This is a genomic window from Pseudomonas sp. TE24901 (assembly GCF_054058375.1).
The window spans coordinates 446,279-465,705 of sequence record NZ_JBSSAF010000005.1; the positions used below are offsets into that span (position 1 = coordinate 446,279).

At 63.1% G+C, this 19,427-nt stretch carries 18 protein-coding genes; 7 read left to right on the top strand and 11 right to left on the bottom strand.

All coding sequences use genetic code 11. The annotated features are described in order from the left end of the window. Positions 1–121: 121 nt before the first annotated feature. The gene (locus ACVWVP_RS13015) at positions 122–1,174 is read right to left on the bottom strand and encodes a 2,5-dihydroxypyridine 5,6-dioxygenase (protein ID WP_178924532.1); all 1,053 of its coding nucleotides are present in this window, start codon (positions 1,172–1,174) and stop codon (positions 122–124) included. A 307-nt stretch (positions 1,175–1,481) separates the two neighbouring features. Between ACVWVP_RS13015 and ACVWVP_RS13020 the strand changes: the two genes are divergently transcribed. From ACVWVP_RS13020 to ACVWVP_RS13045, 6 genes are all read left to right on the top strand, one after another. Next, positions 1,482–2,615 carry an FAD-dependent monooxygenase gene (locus ACVWVP_RS13020; protein WP_176998131.1) on the top strand — a complete coding sequence of 378 codons (1,134 nt, stop codon included), beginning with the start codon at positions 1,482–1,484 and terminating at the stop codon, positions 2,613–2,615. Then, the gene (locus tag ACVWVP_RS13025) at positions 2,612–3,415 is read left to right on the top strand and encodes an alpha/beta fold hydrolase (protein WP_457406333.1); all 804 of its coding nucleotides are present in this window, start codon (positions 2,612–2,614) and stop codon (positions 3,413–3,415) included. Before ACVWVP_RS13020 ends, ACVWVP_RS13025 begins: the two co-directional genes overlap by 4 nt. An 11-nt stretch (positions 3,416–3,426) precedes the next feature. After that, positions 3,427–4,179: a maleate cis-trans isomerase family protein gene (locus ACVWVP_RS13030; RefSeq protein WP_122307871.1), complete on the top strand. Its 753-nt coding sequence runs from the start codon at positions 3,427–3,429 to the stop codon at positions 4,177–4,179. Positions 4,180–4,190: 11 nt separating this feature from the next. Further along, complete coding sequence (locus ACVWVP_RS13035; protein WP_457406335.1) at positions 4,191–4,823, top strand: N-carbamoylsarcosine amidohydrolase; 633 nt, start codon at positions 4,191–4,193, stop codon at positions 4,821–4,823. Positions 4,824–5,050: 227 nt separating this feature from the next. Then, the gene (locus tag ACVWVP_RS13040; protein WP_178924527.1) at positions 5,051–6,361 is read left to right on the top strand and encodes an MFS transporter; all 1,311 of its coding nucleotides are present in this window, start codon (positions 5,051–5,053) and stop codon (positions 6,359–6,361) included. A 27-nt stretch (positions 6,362–6,388) separates the two neighbouring features. Continuing rightward, positions 6,389–7,465 (top strand): nucleoside hydrolase, encoded by a 1,077-nt coding sequence (locus ACVWVP_RS13045; RefSeq protein WP_259171280.1) that lies wholly within the window; start codon positions 6,389–6,391, stop codon positions 7,463–7,465. A gap of 42 nt (positions 7,466–7,507) precedes the next feature. On the opposite strand, the gene metC is transcribed toward ACVWVP_RS13045, so the two are convergent. From metC to ACVWVP_RS13095, 10 genes are all read right to left on the bottom strand, one after another. Next, positions 7,508–10,201 (bottom strand): cystathionine beta-lyase, encoded by a 2,694-nt coding sequence (metC, locus tag ACVWVP_RS13050; protein ID WP_457406337.1) that lies wholly within the window; start codon positions 10,199–10,201, stop codon positions 7,508–7,510. Between the two features lie 27 nt (positions 10,202–10,228). Continuing rightward, positions 10,229–10,876: a glutathione S-transferase family protein gene (locus ACVWVP_RS13055; protein WP_457406339.1), complete on the bottom strand. Its 648-nt coding sequence runs from the start codon at positions 10,874–10,876 to the stop codon at positions 10,229–10,231. A 212-nt stretch (positions 10,877–11,088) separates the two neighbouring features. Next, positions 11,089–11,682: a cysteine dioxygenase family protein gene (locus ACVWVP_RS13060; RefSeq protein ID WP_178924519.1), complete on the bottom strand. Its 594-nt coding sequence runs from the start codon at positions 11,680–11,682 to the stop codon at positions 11,089–11,091. Between the two features lie 16 nt (positions 11,683–11,698). Then, a complete protein-coding gene (locus ACVWVP_RS13065) occupies positions 11,699–12,523 on the bottom strand; it encodes an amino acid ABC transporter ATP-binding protein (protein WP_176998123.1) in 825 nt (274 codons plus the stop codon). Then, positions 12,510–13,193, bottom strand: coding sequence for an amino acid ABC transporter permease (locus tag ACVWVP_RS13070; RefSeq protein WP_178924515.1), 684 nt, complete (start codon positions 13,191–13,193; stop codon positions 12,510–12,512). The genes ACVWVP_RS13065 and ACVWVP_RS13070 overlap by 14 nt, the downstream gene beginning before the upstream one ends. After that, positions 13,183–13,908 carry an amino acid ABC transporter permease gene (locus tag ACVWVP_RS13075; RefSeq protein ID WP_259171274.1) on the bottom strand — a complete coding sequence of 242 codons (726 nt, stop codon included), beginning with the start codon at positions 13,906–13,908 and terminating at the stop codon, positions 13,183–13,185. The genes ACVWVP_RS13070 and ACVWVP_RS13075 overlap by 11 nt, the downstream gene beginning before the upstream one ends. Continuing rightward, a complete protein-coding gene (locus tag ACVWVP_RS13080; protein ID WP_457406342.1) occupies positions 13,905–15,107 on the bottom strand; it encodes an aminotransferase class I/II-fold pyridoxal phosphate-dependent enzyme in 1,203 nt (400 codons plus the stop codon). Before ACVWVP_RS13080 ends, ACVWVP_RS13075 begins: the two co-directional genes overlap by 4 nt. Then, positions 15,104–16,525 carry an FAD-binding oxidoreductase gene (locus tag ACVWVP_RS13085; protein ID WP_178924509.1) on the bottom strand — a complete coding sequence of 474 codons (1,422 nt, stop codon included), beginning with the start codon at positions 16,523–16,525 and terminating at the stop codon, positions 15,104–15,106. Before ACVWVP_RS13085 ends, ACVWVP_RS13080 begins: the two co-directional genes overlap by 4 nt. Beyond that, positions 16,518–17,324 carry a transporter substrate-binding domain-containing protein gene (locus ACVWVP_RS13090; RefSeq protein WP_178924507.1) on the bottom strand — a complete coding sequence of 269 codons (807 nt, stop codon included), beginning with the start codon at positions 17,322–17,324 and terminating at the stop codon, positions 16,518–16,520. The genes ACVWVP_RS13085 and ACVWVP_RS13090 overlap by 8 nt, the downstream gene beginning before the upstream one ends. A 2-nt stretch (positions 17,325–17,326) precedes the next feature. Further along, positions 17,327–18,148, bottom strand: coding sequence for a transporter substrate-binding domain-containing protein (locus ACVWVP_RS13095; protein WP_178924505.1), 822 nt, complete (start codon positions 18,146–18,148; stop codon positions 17,327–17,329). 243 nt (positions 18,149–18,391) lie between these two features. Here ACVWVP_RS13095 and ACVWVP_RS13100 point away from each other — a divergent pair, with 243 nt between their 5' ends. Then, entirely contained in the window at positions 18,392–19,243 is an 852-nt protein-coding gene (locus ACVWVP_RS13100) for a LysR substrate-binding domain-containing protein (RefSeq protein WP_025858264.1), read from the top strand. The last annotated feature ends 184 nt before the right edge of the window (positions 19,244–19,427 follow it).

Sequence of the window (19,427 nt, forward strand, 5' to 3'; positions counted from 1 at the left end):
GAACGCTTTTACTGTGGCGAGGGAGCTTGCTCCCGCTGGGCTGCGCAGCGGCCCCATCTTTTAGGGCCGCTTCGCGCCCCAGCGGGAGCAAGCTCCCTCGCCACAGAAGCAGGGGGGATGTTTAGCGAGCCAGGGAGGCTGCGGGGGCGACGACGTCACCGGCGATTACCACGGCCTCGTCATCCAGGTAGACATCGCAGTGACGCAGCGGAATGTCCATATGGCACGGCGTCTTGCGTGTGCCGCCGACTTCTGTGTTCGGCCCGGTGGAGAACAGGAAGTTGCCATAGAACGCCCGCGCGTCCATGCACATGCCGTCGTTCTTGTCGTGCAGGCCCATGGCCGTCCACTGCGCCCGTGGCTGCAGGCCCCAGCCAATATGAGAGATGCCGTACACCTCGGGGTCGTTGAAGTACTTCATGTAGTCGCGCAGGTACTCAGCCTCGAAGCCGCCGTGGATCCTGGTGATAAAGCCCTTCTCGATCTCCAGGGTGATCTTCTCGCGGGTGTAGGTCTTGAACGGCAGCAGGATGTCGCCGATATCCAGCACCAGCACGCCCTCGGCGGTTTCCTCGTTGGGCCACGAGAACAGGAAGCCGCTGGGCCAGTGGTCCCAGCGCCCCGGCTCATCGGCAAAGCCGTACTCAGTCACCGACGGGTATTGCCCCAGGGCGGCGCGGAAATCACTGCCGGCGCGGGATTTGACGTGGATCGAGCGGGCCTTTTTCAGCAACTGCTCCGCCGCCAGAACGCGCACCTTGTCTTCCTCGGTGGGCAACATGCGCGCCAGCACTTCCGGGGGCTCCACGGCCAGCAGGATGCGGGTGCCGGTCTTGAGGATCTGCTCCTGCTCCGGCGAGTGCAGCAACATCATGGTGTCGACGATCAGATCCGCCGCCTCCAGAGCACGCTGGGCGGCGAGGTTGCCGGTGAGCGCGGTGTCGCCGCAGTAGGCGGTCATGTCATTGCCCATCGCCTTGGGATGATTGAACGACGGCAGCTCCACCGCATACACCTTGGCCCCCAGCCGCTGGGCGGCGTCCATGGCGGCACGCACGGTGCGCGGGTCGGAGTAATGGCTCTTGAGCACGGCGACGCTCTGGGTCGGGTCGACCTTCGACAGCTTCAACACATGCTCGAACATCTGGGTCAGTTCGCAATCGCTTACCGGCATTTTCCTGTCTCCTGTGGGGCTGCACCAAGTTCAAGCACCGCGCTTCACTCTAGTGCACTTTTATAGCGTATACGCCAATTACTGACGATAAGACCTGAATTGCAGGCTGACTGCAAGCACCGCGCCAAAACGTTACCAATCCACACAAACCCACTATTTAATGGCTACAACCCGTTACACAGGATAAATATGGCCAAAAAATAATTTTTTAGACGCGGGCTTCCCATTTCAAAAAATGAGCGTATACACTTTAAAAACCTTGCGGACAGACGCCGCCAAAAATCAAAAAGAGAGAGGATCACGCCCCATGGGAAGCACACAGAAAATCGCCATCGTCGGCGCCGGCCTTGGCGGTGCCGCAGCCGCCACCCTGTTGCAGCAAGCTGGCTTCGATGTGGACATCTACGAGCAAGCGCCAGAATTCTCCCGGCTGGGTGCGGGGATCCACATGGGTCCCAACATCATGAAAATCTTCCGCCGCATGGGCATCGAAAAGCAGCTGGACCTGATGGGCTCGCACCCCGAGCACTGGTTCAGCCGTTGCGGCGAAAGCGGTGATTACCTGTCACGCATCCCCCTCACCGGCTACGGTGCGTCCTACATCACCGTGCACCGCGGTGACCTGCATGCCCTGCAGATGTCCACCCTCAAGCCGGGCACCCTGCACTTCAACAAGCGCCTGGAAACCCTCGAAGAAACCGACACCCAGGTGCGCCTGACCTTCGCCGATGGCGAGGTGACCTACGCCGACATCGTGATCGGCGCCGACGGCATCAACTCCAAGATCCGCGAAGAACTGCTGGGCGTGGAAAAACCGCTGTACAGCGGCTGGGTCGCGCACCGGGCGCTGATCCGTGGCGACCAGTTGGCCAAGTACGACCTCAAGTTCGAAGACTGCATCAAGTGGTGGACCGAAGACCGCCACATGATGGTCTACTACACCACCGGCAAGCGCGACGAGTACTACTACGTGACCGGCGTGCCCCACGCCGAATGGGACTTCCAGGGCGCCTTCGTCGACAGCAGCCGCGAAGAGATGTTCGACGCCTTCAAGGGCTACCACCCCACCGTGCAGGCGCTGATCGAATCCACCGAAAGCGTGACCAAATGGCCGCTGCGCAACCGCAACCCATTGCCGCTGTGGAGCCGTGGTCGCCTGGTGCTGCTGGGCGACGCCTGCCACCCGATGAAACCGCACATGGCCCAGGGCGCCGGCATGGCCATCGAAGACGCTGCCATGCTCACTCGCTGCCTGCAGGAAACCGGCATCAGCGACTACCGCACCGCATTCCAGCTCTACGAAGCCAACCGCAAGGAACGTGCATCCCGCGTGCAGGCCGTGTCCAACGCCAACACCTGGCTGCGCACGCAAGAAGACCCGGCCTGGGTCTACGGCTATGACCTGTACGCCCAGGAGCTGAAATCGGGGGTGGCCGCGTGAGCACCTTCCTCTACGGCGGCAACGTCCAGGCCAATGGCATCCGCCAGCACTACCTGCGTTACGGCGGCAAGGGCCCGGCGCTGATCCTGATCCCGGGCATCACCAGCCCGGCGATCACCTGGGGTTTTGTGGCCGAGCGCCTCGGTGTGCACTACGACACCTACGTGCTCGACGTGCGTGGGCGCGGCCTGTCGTCCACCGGCCCCGAGCTGGATTACAGCGCTGAGACCTGTGCCGACGATATCGGCGCGTTTGCCCAAGCGCTCAACCTCGACCGCTACCATCTGGTCGGCCACTCCATGGGCGCACGCTTTGCCGTGCGCAGTGCGGTCAAGCACCCCCAAGGCGTGAACCGCGTGGTGCTGATCGATCCACCGGTGTCCGGTCCCGGCCGCCGTGAATACCCGAGCAAGTTGCCGTGGTACGTCGACTCCATCCGCCAGTCGCTGGTCGGCATGGATGCGGAGGCCATGCGCGCCTTCTGCGCCACCTGGACCGAGGAACAACTGCAATTGCGCGCCGAATGGCTGCACACCTGCTTCGAGCCGGCCATCGTGCGCGCCTTCAATGATTTTCACGACGTCGACTTCCATCAAGACCTGCCCCACCTCAAGGCCCCTGCCCTGTTGATGGTGGCCGGGCGTGGCGGCGTGATCCTCGATGAAGACGTCGCCGAGATTCAGGACCTGCAACCGGCGATCCACGTGGTTCGCGTGGCCAACGCCGGGCACATGATTCCGTGGGACGACCTCCAAGGCTTCTTCGACGCCCTGGGCGACTTCCTACCCACCGAACAATAAGGGAAACCACCATGCTCAAGCCTTACCGCATCGGCCAGATCGTGCCGAGCTCCAACACCACCATGGAAACCGAGATCCCGGCGATGCTCACCGCACGCCAGGCCATCCGCCCGGAGCGCTTTACCTTTCACTCCAGCCGCATGCGCATGAAGCAAGTGCGCAAGGAAGAGCTGGCGGCGATGGACGGCGAGTCCGACCGTTGCGCCGTCGAGCTGTCCGACGCCAAGGTCGACGTGCTGGGCTACGCCTGCCTGGTGGCAATCATGGCCATGGGCCTGGGTTATCACCGTAACTCCGAGCAACGCCTGCGCAAGGCCACCGCCGACAACGACGCCAACGCCCCGGTGATCACCAGTGCCGGTGCGTTGATTGAAGGCCTCAAGGTGATGGGCGCCAAGCGCATCGCCATCGTTGCGCCGTACATGAAGCCGCTCACCGAGCTGGTGGTGAACTACATCCGCGAAGAAGGCTTTGAGGTGGTGGACTGGCGCGCGCTGGAGATCCCCGACAACCTCGAAGTGGCCCGCCACGACCCGGCCAACCTGCCGGCCATCGTCGCTGGCATGAACCTGGAAGGCGTTGACGTGATCGTGCTGTCTGCCTGCGTGCAGATGCAATCGCTGCCGGTGGTGGCCAAGGTCGAGGCGCAAACCGGCAAACCGGTGCTGACCGCTGCCATCGCCACTACCTACGCCATGCTCAAGGCCCTGGACCTGGAGCCTATCGTGCCCGGCGCCGGCGCCCTGCTCTCCGGCGCTTACTGAGGGGCTTTGTGATGAACGAACAATCCGCCGACGCCAACTACCAGGGCGTATGGGGTAATCGCATCGGCTTTGGCAAAAAGGCCGCGCTGCTGATGATCGACTTCATGCAGGGCTACACCACCGAAGGCGCACCGCTGTTTGCGCCAGGCGTGGTCAGTGCCGTGGCCGAAAGCGTGGAGCTGTTGGCCGCCGCGCGTAAACATGGGATTGCGGTGGTGCACACCAATATCCGCTACCATCCCGGCCATTTCGTCGATGGCGGGATCTGGGTCAAGAAGGCCCCGGTCATGAAAGACATGGTCGAAGGCAACCCGCTCGCCGCGTTTTGCAGCGAGGTGTTGCCCCAGGCCGATGAAGTGGTGATCACCAAGCAGTATGCCAGCGCGTTTTTTGGCAGCAGCCTGGCCCCGATGCTGCACGCCCAAGGCATCGACACCGTGGTGCTGGCCGGCTGCTCCACCAGCGGCTGCATCCGCGCCACGGCGGTGGATGCCGTGCAACACGGGTTTCGCACCATCGTCGTGCGCGAGTGCGTCGGCGATCGACACCCGGCCCCCCATGAAGCCAACCTGTTCGATATCGACAGCAAGTATGGCGACGTGGTGAGCAAGCAGGAGGCGATGAGTAAGTTCAGGGAGCAATAAGACGCTATTAGGAACTGCGCCATAGAGCGTGGTCCTGAAAAAACTGAGGGCCCATTGGAATGCAATCTAATGCGGGAGCGGGCTTGCTCGCTCCCACACTGGATCACCTCCAGCAGGACCCCCTCAGTCTTCTGACACTGCCTTTGGAAGTCGCTTCTACAGCACTCCGAAGTGCTGGAACAAAGCGGCCGTATAAAAACCATAAGTCACCGCCAGGAGACACCCCAATGCCCATTGCGAATGCAGCGCCCGCGACCACCGTCGCCGACCCCGTCACCACGCTCTACCACAAGATCACCTGGAAGCTGATTCCGTTCCTGTGTTTCTGTTACCTCGCGGCCTACCTGGACCGTATCAACATCGGCTTCGCCAAGTTGCAGATGCTCGACCAACTGCACTTCAGCGAAACCGCGTTCGGCCTCGGCGCCGGGCTGTTCTTCGTGGGCTACATCATCTTTGAAGTGCCAAGCAACCTGGTGCTGGAGCGGGTGGGCGCGAAGATCTGGATCGCGCGCATCATGATCACCTGGGGCCTGCTGTCGGCCTGCACCATGCTGGTCACCTCCACCACCCAGTTCTACATCCTGCGCTTTTTGCTTGGCGCCGCCGAAGCGGGTTTCCTGCCGGGCGTGCTGTATTACCTGACCACTTGGTTCCCCACCCACCGACGCGGGCGCATCATCGCGCTGTTCATGATCGGCCTGCCGCTGTCCAGCGTGATCGGCGGCCCGCTGTCCGGCTGGATCATGGGCCACTTCGACCAGATGGGCGGCCTGCGCGGCTGGCAATGGCTGTTCCTGATCGAGGCCGTGCCCAGCGTATTGCTCGGCGTGCTGACCTTCTGGGCCTTGCCCAACACCTACCAGCAGGCCAAATGGCTGTCGGATGAAGAAAAAGCCCTGCTGGAAAGCGAACTGCGCAAGGACGAGGCCGACGCCACCGGCAGCAAGCACAGTTTTCGCGACGGCTTCTTCAACCTCAAGGTGTGGATGCTCGGCGGTATCGACTTCTCGATCCTGCTCAGCGCCTACGCCATGGGTTTCTGGATGCCGACTTTCATCCGCAATGCCGGCGTGACCGACACCTTCCATATTGGTGTACTCACCGCGCTGCCGAGCATCGCGGCCTTGCTCGGCATGCTGCTGATCGGCGCCAGCTCGGACAAACACCGCGAACGCCGCTGGCACATCATCGTGCCGTTCTTCATCGGCGCGGCGGCCATGGCCACCAGCACCTTCTTTACCCATAACGTGGCGGCCACGGTTGCGCTGTTCGCCATCGCCTCGGCCGCGATCATCGGCGCGGTGCCCGTGTTTTTCAGCCTGCCGGCCACCTTTCTCAAAGGCACCGCGGCTGCCACGGGCTTTGCCCTGGCCTGTTCGGTGGCGAACATTGCCGGCTTGGTGAGCAACTCGTTGATGGGCGTTGCGATCGACGTCACAGGCAGCAGCGCCGGTGCCTTGTGGTTTTTCGCGGGCTGCCTGATCCTCAGCAGCTTCCTGGTCATCGCCTTGCCGGCGAAACTGGTGAACCGTTGACAACAATAATTTTTCGGATGAATCACCATGCAAGGCTTCCTGAAACGCTGTGCGCTGCTCGTTGCGGTCGGTTTATGTGCCGGTACCGCACAAGCTGCTGAAAAGGTCATCTTCGACACCGACTTCAACGTGCTCAACGATGACGGCCAGGCCTTCATCATGCTCGCCCAGCTGCATGCGCAAAAACGCATCGAGTTGTTGGGCATGACCCTGGTCAGCGGCAATGCCTGGGTCGACCAGGAGCAGGTTGACGCCCTCAAGGCCGTGGAACGCATGGGCGTGGAAAAACAGGTGGGCGTCTATTCCGGCGCCGCCTACCCGCTGCTGCATGACTACGCCACCTACGAGGCAGAAAAAACCCTGTTCGGCGCGGGCTGGCCGGGGGCGTTCAAGAACCCTCGCCCGACCTCACCGTCGCAGTTGATCGCGCCACCGGACGGCCTGGCCACCCACACCCAACTGCGCAGTGAGACCGCCGCGCAGTTCATCGTGCAGAGCGTGCGGGCCAACCCGCACCAGGTGACGATCCTCGCGGTCGGCCCGCTGACCAACATCGCCCTGGCCATTCGCTCGGCACCGGACATCGTGCCGCTGATCAAGCGCATCGTGTACATGGGCGGCGCGCTGGAGATCCCGGGCAACACCACGCCAGCGGCGGAGTTCAACTGGTGGTTTGACCCGGAGGCCGCGAAGATCGTGTTGCGCTCACCGATCGAACACGTGATTTTCCCCAACGACGTGTGCGAGAAAGTCACCTTCGACAAGGCGGTGTACCAGCGCGTGATCGCCAAGAAAGGCGCGATTGCCGACCTGTACAAACATGAGTTCGGACCGCTGTTCGACAAAGACCCGGGCTACCATAGCTTTACGTGGGACAGCTTGCCGGCGCTGTATCTGGTCAACCCGCAGATCGTCACCGAATCCCGCGACCTGTGGGTAGACGTGGACGCCACCTTCGGCGCCGACTACGGCCGCGCACTGGGCTACAAGAAAGGCGCGCCGGTGGGCACGCAAAAAGCCAAAGTGGTGTTCGGCGTAGACCAGAAGCAATTCTGGGATGGCTACGTCAACCTCGTGACGCTGCCAACACCGGTCAAACACTGACCGGCCTGATCGCTCCCACCGGGCGTGGGAGCGATCTTTTTTTCAGCCTGCCGCCGCAAACCCGCGCTGCAAATCCTCGATCAATGCCGCCACGTCCTCCAGCCCGATGTGCAGGCGCACCACCGGGTTCAGCCCGCGATCGGCTGCACTGTCGCGGTCCTGGGTATCGGCCACGGTGACCAGGCTTTCATAGCCGCCCCACGATGCGCCCAACCCGAACAGCTGCAAGCCGTCGATCAACCGCTCGACGTACGCCGCGTCTGCATTGGCCAGCTCAAACGACAACAACCCATTGCTGCCGGTGAAATCCCGTCGCCACAACGCATGCCCTGGGTGCTCCGGCAACGCCGGATGGAACACTCGCTTGACCTGCGGTTGCGCCTGCAACCACTGGGCGATCTCCACCGCGCCGCGCTCATGCACGTCCAGGCGTGACGCCAAGGTGCGCGCGCCCCGCAACACCAGGTAAGCATCGTCGGCACTCACCGCGTTGCCAAAGGTGTCACTCATGCGGCCCAACGCCGGCCAGGCCGCTGCGCTGGTGCACACGCTGCCCATCATCACATCGCTGTGGCCGCCGAGGTATTTGGTGAGGGCCATGATCGAGATGTCCGCGCCCAGCGCCAGCGGGCGATACAGGTAGCCCGAACCCCAGGTGTTGTCGACGGCCAGCAGGATATTGCGCGGCTTGCACAAGGCTGCAATGGCCGGCAAGTCGCACAATTCATACAACAACGAGCCGGGCACCTCGGCGTAGACCAGCCTCGTGTTGGCTTGCAGTTGCGCTTCGAGCCCCTTGCCGTCCGGCGCGAAATAACTGACTTCAATGCCAAACGGCTGCAGGAACTCCCGGGCCAGCTTGCGCACCGGGGAGTACACCGCGTCGGTGATCAACACGTGATCGCCTGGGCGCAGATAAGCCAGGAATACCTGGGCTGCCGCAGCCAGGCCGGTGCCATAGAGACGCGTGCGATAGCCACCTTCCAACTCGGTGACCAGGTCTTCCAGGGCATGGGAGGTGGGGTTGCCCCGAGCACCGTAGGTCAGTACGCGTTCACTGTCACGGCGGGCGCGGGCATCGCGCATCTGGGCGAGGTTGTCGAACAGCACCGTGCTGATACGCGTGACCGGCACGTTGACCGCACGGCCACCCTGGCCTTTTTCCGTGCGGGCGGCGTGGATCAACCGGGTACGCACACGGGACGTCGGCACCAGCGGCTTGAGGCTGGCGATTTCCGCCGGACTCATCTGTGCCAGCAAACCGATTTCCCAGGCCAGGTACTGGCGCGCGGCGTCCTTGTTGCCGCTGTGGCGGTCGTGGGTGAAAAACAGGAAGTCGATGCACTGCGCGTCCGGCGGGTTCTGCGGGTCTTCACTCACCGGCAGGCCGGCGGCAGCCCAGGCGGCAAAACCACCGTCGAGCAGTTTTGCGTCCAAGCCAAGGGCTGCAAACGCTGCCAGCGCCGGATCATCAGCCACCAGCACCAAAGGGCGCTGGTCGGCGTTGAGCAGTGAGCGGATCGACCAGCGCGAGCCTGGGATATGCCCCTTGCGGTACACCATGCTCGGGCGCAGGTCGATCAGGTTGACTTCACTCAGCTCAAAACCTTGTGCGCTGATCAGCGGCAAAGGCTCGTAAGCCACCGGCGCCTGCACCGGCAAGGCCAGGCCACTGTCGACGCCGCCGCTCAGCACATACGCCTCATGCCCCAACTGACGCAACCAACTGGCCACGATTGGCGCGCGAATACCATCGCTGTCGACCAGCACCACCCGGGCCTGGCGCACGCCGATGTACAGGTCGGTGGACTGGATCAACTGCCCGCCCGGCGTGTGTTGCGCGCCGGGCAAGGTGCCTGCGGCAAACTCCTCGGCGGTGCGCACGTCACACAGGAACAGGCTGCGCCCCGCGTCATCGGCCCATTGCCGCACCTGCTCCGCCGACACGCTCACCACCCCCGCCCGCTGTGCCAACTGCTGCGCGGCGTGGCGCTGTGCAGCCAGATCGCTGCTGACCGCGTCGGCGTAGCGTCGGGTGCTGCCGTGCTCCAGCTGGAAATCTTCCAGGTACCAGCCCTGGGTGCCGTTTTCCAGGGCGTAGACCGGGTTCTTCACGCCCAGGTTGATCAGCGTCTGCGCGCCGATGATGCTGCGGGTGCGCCCGGCGCAATTGACCACGATGGGTGTGCTGTCGTCCGGCACCAAGTCGTGCACGCGGTAGCCCAGCTCACCGTTCGGGCAGCAGATGGAGCCGGGGATTGTCATCTTGCGGTATTCATCGAACGGCCGCCCGTCCAGCACCACCAACGGCTCGCCACGGGCCTGCCACTCGGCCAGTTGCCGCGCCGTGACGTGGGGCGTGTGGCTGGCCTCTTCCACCAACTCGCCAAACGCCTTGGACGGCACATGCACGCCCGCAAACAGCTGCAAACCTGCCGCCTGCCAACCGTTTGCGCCACCCTCCAGTACATGCACCTGGCGGTAGCCCAAGGCGTGCAGGCGCTGTGCGGTACGTGTGGCCACTTCGCCCTGGTCCTGATCGTAGATCACCAGGCGCACCTGGGGGTTCGGCGCCAAACGGCGCACTTCCAGCTCCAGGCGGCTATAGGGCAGGTTCACCCCGTGGAACAGATGGGCTTCGCCGTACTGCCCGTGTTCGCGCACGTCGAATACGGCGATTTCCTGCCCGTCGAACAGCCATTGCTGCAGTTGACTCGGGGTGATGGTCTGGCTCATGGAAGTCCCAACAAAGTATGAAATGAGTTACTGCAACGCCAACGAGCGCTCGCCCGCCGCCACGTCGCGGCCCTTGGCATAGGCGCGCTGCACCGCCGGACGCGCCTTGATGCGCTCACGCCAGGCCTGGATGTGCGGGTAGCCCGCCAGGTCCTGGCCTTGGCGCAGCGGCTGGATCCACGGGAAGATCGCCATGTCGGCCACCGAATACTCACCCGCCACGTAGGGCACTTCGCCCAGGCGCTGCTCCAGCACGCGGTACAAGCGGGTGGCTTCGGCATTGAGCAGGTCGAGGGCGAACGGAATCGGCTCCGGCGCCTTCTCCTTGAACAGCTGCAATTGGCTCAGGTATGGGGTGATGTGCCCCACCTGCCAGAACAGCCATTCCTGCACCTTCTGCCGCTCGGCAGTGCCGGCCGGAGGCAGGAACTGCCCGGTGCTGTCAGCCAGGTAATTGAGGATTGCGCCGGATTCGAACAGGCTCAGCGGCCCCTCGGGGCGATGGTCGACAATCGCCGGGATGCGCCCGTTGGCACTGATGCGCTGGAAGTCCGCGTGCTTCTGCTGGCCTTCACGGATGTTCACCGGCACCAGTCGGTATTCGAGCCCAAGCTCTTCCAGCAGGATGCCGACTTTCAAGCCGTTTCCCGTGGGCCAGTAATACAGATCAATCATAAAAACTCCCTCGGACGAACGCCGATCATGCTGTGGAAACTGGCTTTTGTGGCGAGGGAGCTTGCTCCCGCTGGGCTGCGCAGCAGCCCCAACACAGGCCGCGTTTTTCCAGTTGAAAATCAATCGCAGGGTTCAGGGCCGCTACGCGCCCCAGCGGGAGCAAGCACCCTCGCCACAGAAAGTGCTCCCACCGTTAATGGGTGGCATGCTTATCAATAGGCTTTGATGGACGGCGCCATTTGCGAGGCGTTGTAGTTGAGGATGCGTCCGTCCGCTTCCACGCCATACCGGCCGTTCAGCGATTCCAGCGGCAAGCCGTACAAGTGGAAATGCAGGGTCGCCTGCTCGCCTTCCACCTTGATGCCATGCAGGTCTTCACCGAGGAACGAGATCGACGTACCGGGCTGCACGATCACTTCCTTCTCCAGGCTCAGGGTGGTGAAACCAGGCTCGCGACCTTCGTCACTGCGGGTGTAGACATAGTTGATCTCCTGGCCTTCGATGGCACTGATGATCGCCCAGGTCTCGTGGTTGTGCGGGATCGTGCTTTTGCCCGGCAGCAACGAGTTGAGGTACAGGGTCGGCGTGTCGCCGTCGTCATTCAGGCGATAGCGAAAGGCCGTGCTGCCCTGCCCCGGCACCGGCGCGGGGAATTCGTCGAAGTTGAACAGGTCACGGCGTTCGGCCAGGGCTTCCAGCAGACTGACGATTTCCACCAGGGCCGCACGGTCTACGCCGCGCTGATTGATCACGCGGATCTGCTGCAAGAACGCTTCGATCACGTCGGCACGGTTTTCGGTACTCATCACGCATTTCCTCTTATCAGACAGACAGGCTGTATCGGCTCAAATTGGTCAACAGGTACGGGTCGTGGGCGATGGGGCCACGGCGCCCCGAATCGCCCAGGGCATGGCGCAGGAACGTCTGGGTGCGTTCGCTGGCCGGGTGCTGGAAGATCTGCTGCGCGCTGCCATGCTCGACGATCACGCCGTTTTCGGTGAAATACACCACGTCGCTGATCTCTTCGGCGAAGCGCATTTCATGGGTGACCAGCACGCAGGTCATGCCCTCTTCAGTCAGTTCGCGGATGACGGTCAGCACTTCGCCGACGGTTTCCGGGTCCAGGGCAGAGGTCACTTCGTCGAACAGGATCAGCTCCGGGCGCATCGCCAGGGCACGGGCAATCGCCACGCGCTGTTGCTGACCGCCGGAGAGCTGGCCCGGGTAGGCGTCGGCCTTGTGCTCCATGCGCACTTTGGCGAGCAACGCCCGTGCGTCTTTCTCGGCATCAGCACGGCTGCGCCCCAGTACCTTGCGCGGGGCGATCACCAGGTTTTCCAGCACCGACAGGTGCGGGAACAGGTTGTACTGCTGGAACACAAAGCCCACGCGCTTGCGCAACTCGATACGCTGGGCTTCCTGGGCCAGGGTGTCGACCTGGGTCTGACCCACGCGAATGCTGCCGCGCTGGGGCTGCAACAACCCGGTGATGCAACGCAGGATCGTGGATTTGCCCGAGCCCGACGGGCCGATGATCGACACCGCCTGGCCGCGCTGCACGTCCAGGTCGATGCCCTTGAGCACCGGGTTGGCGCCGAACGACAGGTGCACATCCCGCAGGCTCACCAAGGGTTCAATAGAAGGCATAACGGCGCTCCAGGTGTTGGGTCAGGCGGGAAATCGGGTAGCAGTAGGCAAAGAACAGCACCAGCAGGCTCAGGTAGATCACCACGGTGAAACCGGTCATGTTCACCGTGTTGCTGGCGATCTGCGCGGTGTCGATCACGTCATGCACGCCCACCAGCGAAGCCAGCGCGGTGCCCATGGTCACCACCGCATACAGGTTCATCCACGGCGGCAACATGCGCTTGAAGCACTGCGGCAGGATGATCGAACGGAACAGCTGGCCCCGGGTGAACGCCAGTGAACGCGCAGCCTCCCACTGGGTGCTGGGGATCGAGCCGATGGCGCCGCGAAAGATCTCCGCCACGTTGGCGCTCGCCGGCAAGGCCAGGCCGAGGGTGACCTTGACCCAATCGGGGAACGACACATAGCTGCTGCCAATGTGGATCTCGAACGGGAACACGTAAGTGGTGAAGTAGATCAGCACCAGCCAGGGCGCATTGCGAAACACCTGCACCCACAACCGCGCAACACCGCCCAACGGCGACAAGGCCAGCGCGCCGATCAACAGGCCGAGCACCGAGCCCAGCCCGATCGCCACCACGCTGATCAAGATGTTCTGGCCAAAACCGGCCACCAGTGCCGGCGACCATTGCAGCAATGCCGACAGCACCGGGAATGAATCAATGGCCATAGCCGGGCATCCTCAGGCGCGCTTCCAGCCAGCGCCCCACACAATTGACGGTAAAACTCAGCAAGCCGAAAAAGCTCAGGATCAGAATCATCAGCTCCAGCACGTTGTCACTCTGGGTCCAGATCATGATCGCCGCGTAGGTGATGTCGCCCACCGCAATTGCCGAGGCCACGGCGGTCATCTTCACCAGGTCGATCAGGTTGTTGATCAGCGACGGCAAGGCAAAACGCAGAGCCAGGGGCAACTGCACGTTCCATAGCAACTGGCGGTTGCTGAAGGCCAGGGAACTGGCGGCCTCCAGGGTCACGGCGGGCACCGCTTCAATACCGGCGCGCAAGGCTTCGGCATGGAACGCGCCCTTGTGCAGCGAGATCACGATGACCACCCAGGCGAACGGCGTGAGTGGGTTGGCGGCGCCGACGGCCTGGGTCAACAGCATGTTCAACACCAGGAACGCGCAGTACAGCTGCACCAGGGTCGGCGTATTGCGCGTCACCTCCACGAACACCCGCGCAGGCTTGGCCAGCCACGGGTTGCCCGACGTCAGCATCGCTGCCAGGCCGGTGCCCGCCAGCAGGCTGCCGATGATGGTGAACACACAGAGCAAGCCGGTGGTCCACGCGCCCTGTACCAGCGTGCCGCGCTGGTAGGCGTCGAGCAGGAAGTTGTAGTTCAGGCCAATGCTTGCAGCCCAGTGGACGAACGCCTCCATCATTGCAATTTCCCGCAGGCAGCGGCGATGCGCCGCCCGGCTTCGGCCACGCTGTCGGTCGCGGTGGCAATGGACAGGCGAAACCACGGCGACAGGCCGTAGGCACTGCCCGCCACACCGGCCACGCCCTCTTCCAGCAGCCAGGCCACGACATCCTCATCGTTGTCGATGCGCACCCCGTCGGGACGATGGCGCCCCAGCAGCCCGACGCAGCGCACGAACACAAAGAAGCCGCCCTGGGGTTCCAGCACTTCCAGACCTTCGACGGTTTCAAGGGTGTTGACCAAGATGTCACGGCGCAACTGGTAAGCCGCAACCTGCTCCGCGAGAAAATCCAGCCCACCGTTGTAGGCCGCCAATGCCGCCGCCTGCCCCACCGATGACGCCCCGGAGGTGGATTGGGATTGCACCACGGCCATCGCGTCGGTGAGGTGCTTGGGCCCGGCACCGAAGCCGATGCGCCAGCCGGTCATGGCGTAGGTCTTGGACACACCGCCCACCAGCAAGCTGCGCGGCAGCAGGTCCGGCGCCACGTTCAACAGGCTTTGGGGTGGATGCCCGTCAAAGCGAATGTGCTCGTACAGCTCATCCAGCAGGACCAGCACCTGGGGATGGCGACGCAGTACCTGCGCCAACGCGCGCAACTCGGCTTCGCTGTACACCGCGCCGCTGGGGTTGCCCGGGCCGTTGAGGATCAGCCAGCGCGTACGCCCGGTGATGTGCTGTTCCAACTGGGCCGGCCGCAATTTGCAGCCCTGCTCCAGCCCGCATTCGATGAACACCGGCTCGCCGCCGTTGAAGCGCACGCTGTCAGGGAACGACGGCCAGTACGGCGTGGGCACCAGCACTTCATCGCCGTCGTCCAGGGTGGCGGCAAACGCATTGAAAATGATCTGTTTGGCGCCGTTGGCGATCACGATGGACGACAACGGATAGTCCAGGCGGTTTTCCTCCGCCAGCTTGCGCTGCACCGCCAGGCGCAACGCCTTGACGCCCGGCGTGGGCGTGTATTTGGTCGCGCCCGCCGCGATGGCCGCATAGGCGGCCTGTTTGATGTGCTGCGGCGTATCGAAATCCGGCTCGCCGGTGGTGAGGTCGAGGATATCGCGCCCGGCTTCACGCAATTCGGTGGCACGGGACTTGGCGGCCGCGTTGGCCGACAGCGACACCCGCTGCACGCGCCGGGACAGGCGTACGGTCATGGCTGCACCTCAAGGACTTTGCCGGGATTGAGCAGGTTGTGCGGGTCGAGGGCCTGTTTGATGCGACGCATCAGATCCAGCTCCACCGGGCTTTTATAACGGCTGAGCATGCCGACCTTGCGCTGGCCGATGCCGTGCTCGGCGCTGATCGAACCACCATGGGCATGGGCGCTGTCGTGCACCAGGGCGCTCAGCTCGGCGTAGTGAGCCATGTGCGCCTCCACCGTCGAATCCAGCGGATGGGCCACGTTGTAGTGCAGGTTGCCGTCGCCCAAATGGCCGAACGTGAAGTTGCGCACACCGGGGAAATGTTGCTGCAGCAACGCGTCGGTATGCGCGACGAACGCCACCACCTGTGAAATCGGCACCGAGATGTCGTGCTTCATATTGCGCCCGGCGCGCTTCTGCGCCTCGCTCATGTTCTCACGCAACAGCCACAGGGCTTCGCTCTGGGCGAGGCTTTCGGCGATCAGTGCGTCGCTCAACAGGTTGTTTTCGAAGGCATCGCCCAGCACCCGCTCGAAGGCTTCCCGTGCCTGACTTTCGCCGTGGTTATCCGAGAGTTCGATCAAGGCGAACCAGGGTTGGCCGGCGTTTTTGAACGGTTGCGGGCCGTCGGGGAACTGCTCGCGCAGCAACGCCAGGCAGTCTGCCGTGAGCAATTCGAACGCCGTGAGGCTCGCGCCAAACCCCGCCCGGGCATGGGACAGGAACGCCACGGCCTGGGCCAGTTCATCAAAGGCCAGAAACGCCGTGGCCTGGGCCTTGGGCAGCGGGAACAGCTTGAGGGTGGCCGCCGTGATAATGCCCAGGGTGCCTTCGCTGCCGATGTACAGGTCACGCAGGTCGTAGCCGGTGTTGTCCTTGCGCAAGCCGCGCAGGCCGTGCCAGATCTCGCCTTCGGCGGTCACCACTTCCAGGCCCAGGGTCAACTCGCGGGTGTTGCCATAGCGCAGCACGCCGGTGCCACCCGCGTTGGTGCCAAGGTTGCCGCCCAGGGTGCAACTGCCCTCGGCGCCCAGGCTCAGCGGGAACAGGCGATCGGCATCACGGGCCACCTGCTGGACGTTTTGCAGGATGCAGCCGGCCTCCACGGTCAGGGTGTCGTTGTCGGTGTCGATGTTGCGCACGCGGTTCATGCGGTCGAGCAACAACAAGACCGAACGCCCGCTGGCATCCGGCGTGGCGCCGGCCATCAGCCCGGTATTGCCGCCCTGCACCACGATGGGCGCTTTCAACGCCACGCAGGCGCGCACCACCGCCGCGACTTCTTCGGTGTTGGCCGGATGCACCGCCGCGATCACCTGGCCGGTGTAGCGGCCTTGCTTATCGGTGAGGTAATGCGCGGCCTCTTCAGAGGTTTGCACATGGGCCGCGCCGAGCAGGTGTTGCAAGGTGGCGAACAACGCGTCACTCATGGCTGTACTGCTCGTGCAAATCACGCAGGGCCTGGGACGGTGCCATGCCGGTGCGCTCGCCCAGGGCGATCAGGAAACCGCTCTTGTGCCAGTCACGCACGATGGCATCGAGCTTGGCCTGGGTGTCGTGTTCGCCCTTGCGAATCCAGATCACCGATTTGGACGGAATCAGGTCCCCCGGCAGCGGGATCTCATAACCGGACCATTCGGCATCACTGAGCAACGCATGCAGGGTCGGGCTGACGTGCACCGCCGCTACGCACCCGTTGCCGCGCAACGACAGCAGCGATTCGGACTGGCTGCGGAACGCCTTGATCTGCGCGCCGTAGGTCTCTTGCAGCGGCTTGATGAAGTTGCTGCCCTGGGACACGCACACCGGCTTGTCCTTGAGGTCGGCCCACTGCGTGATCCCGGCGCCTTTGCGAATCAACGCCGCGCCGCCGACTTCTTCATAGGGCGTGGGCACGTAGTCGAGGATCTCGGCGCGCTCTTCGGTGAACTGCATGTTGGCGATCAGGATGTCGACCTTGCCCTGCTGCAGGAACTGCACGCGGTTGGGCGCCAGCACGGACACCGTCTTGGTCTCGACGCCCAGCGCCTGGCCGATGCCCTTGGCCAACTCCACGTTGTAGCCCAGGTGTTCACCGGTCTTGGGGTCGAGGGTGCCAAACGGCGGGCCGCTGAGGATCACGCCAACGCTGATGGCGTGGCGCTGCTGAATCTTGTCGAGGGTGGCATCGGCGTGGGCGAAGCCGGCGCACAAGGCCAGGCCGAGTGCGGCGAAGGTTTTGAAGTGCATGTTCAGGCGCCCTTGAACTGTTTTTGCAATTCCACCAGCGCCGGCGACGCGGGGCTGATGCGGTTACGGGTCTGGGCTTCGATCAGCCAGCCGCTGCGGTGCAGTTCCTTGACGATCGGGTCGAGCCTGGCCTGGGTGTCGCTCTCCCCGCGACGGGTCCAGATCACCGACGGCGCCGGGTTCAGCTCCGGGCTGATGGCGCGGTAGTCCTTCCATTCCGGGCTGTCGTTGATCAGCGGGTTGACCAGGGTGGAGTCATGCACGGCGGCCACGCAGTTGTTGCCACGCAGGGCCAACAGCGATTCGGACGAACTCTTGAAGGCTTTGATCTGGGCGCCGAATTCGGTCAACGGCTTCACGTAGCTGCTGCCCTGGGACGTGCACACCGGCTGGTCCTTGAGGTCTTCCCAGCGAGTGATCTTGCTGTCCTTGAGCACCGCGGCGGTGCCCCCGATGCGGTAGAACGGCGTGGGCACAAAGCCGAGAATTTCACCGCGCTCGGCGGTCCATTCCATGTTGGCGATCAGCAGGTCGACCTTGCCCTGTTGCAGAAACTGCACGCGGTTGGCCGGCAGTACCGGTACCAGTTGCACCTGCGCCTTGAGCTGACGCCCCAATTCATTGGCCAGGTCGACGTTCAAGCCCTTGGGTTGCTGGGTGCTCGGGTCGATGCTGCCGAACGGGCCACCGGACAGCAGCACGCCAACCACCAACACATGGCGTTGCTCGATCTTGTCCAGGGTCGCATCGGCCTGCGCCGCCACACTCGCCCCCAAGGCCACTGCCGTGCCCAGGACCCTCGGCAACCATTTCTTGAACATCATTGGACTTCCCCCAGGCTAATGATCGGCGTACCCCGACCTGATGGAGGGGCATGCTAGGGAGAGTGCGGGGGCAACGGAAATGCAAATATCTCATATCGTTATAACTTGCCGTGTATGGGCAACCTCGCATTCAGGCATAACCCATGTTTTATTGGACGCTATAAAAAACCGCTTCAACAACACATTAAAATCTGTAATGTTTAACTTCACGCCCTTGATATAAAAACGCCTCTGGAAATGGCCATGTCGACCCTCGATCTCGAACTCCTGCGCACCTTTATCGCCGTGGTCGACCACCACAGCTTCGCCGAAGCCGGCACGCACTTGGCGCGTACCCAGTCCTCCGTGACCCAGCACATGCAACGCCTGGAACAGCAAGTGGGCGTGAGCCTGTTTGAAAAACGCGGCCGGCAGAAACAACTGACCGAACCGGGTTTGCAGCTGTTGCGGCATGCGCGGCAGATGTTGTCGCTCAATGACGACGCGTTGAATTCGTTGCGTGAGAGCAGCTTGAGTGGGGTGCTGCGTATTGGTTCGCCCCATGACATTGCCGACACGATTTTGCCGCCGATCCTCAGCCACATCGCCCGCTCGGCACCGCGCTTGCGGCTGGAGATTGATGTGGGGCGCAGTCCGTTTTTGATGGATGACTTGCACCGGGGCAAGGTGGACATGGTGATTTCCACGCGCTCGGATCCGAACCTTGAGGGATTTGCGTTGAGGACCTCGCCGGTGTGGTGGATTTGTTCGGCGCAGTACATTCACCAGCCGAGTGAGCCGTTGCCGCTGATTCTGGTGGATGAGCCGAGTATTTATCGGCGGTATGCGTTGGAGGCGCTGGAGCGGGCGAATATCCCGTGGCGCCAGGCGTATCTGGCGTCGAATTTGATCGGGATTAAAGCGGCGACTCGGGCGGGGTTGGGGGTGACGCCGCGGAGTATGGAGATGCTGGGCCCGGATATGCGGGTGTTGGGGGAGACGGATGGGTTGCCGCGGTTGCCGGAGGTCACGTATTACCTTTGGATTCGGCCGAATACGGCGAATCCGATTGCGCGTAAGGCTTATGATTTGATTCGGGGGAGTCAGGGGTTGTGATTGGGGGTATATCCGTTTCTTCGGTAACGGCTACTTATGGTTCCGCCCTTACGGCGGGTCACTTTGGAAAAGCCGGAATGCCGGCCCAGCCCAAAGTAACCAAAGGGCTCTTGCCCCAACACTCGGCACCTCGCCTAGGCTCGGTGTGCCCGTAATCCGACAGTGATTTGGGGGGCCGCCGCCA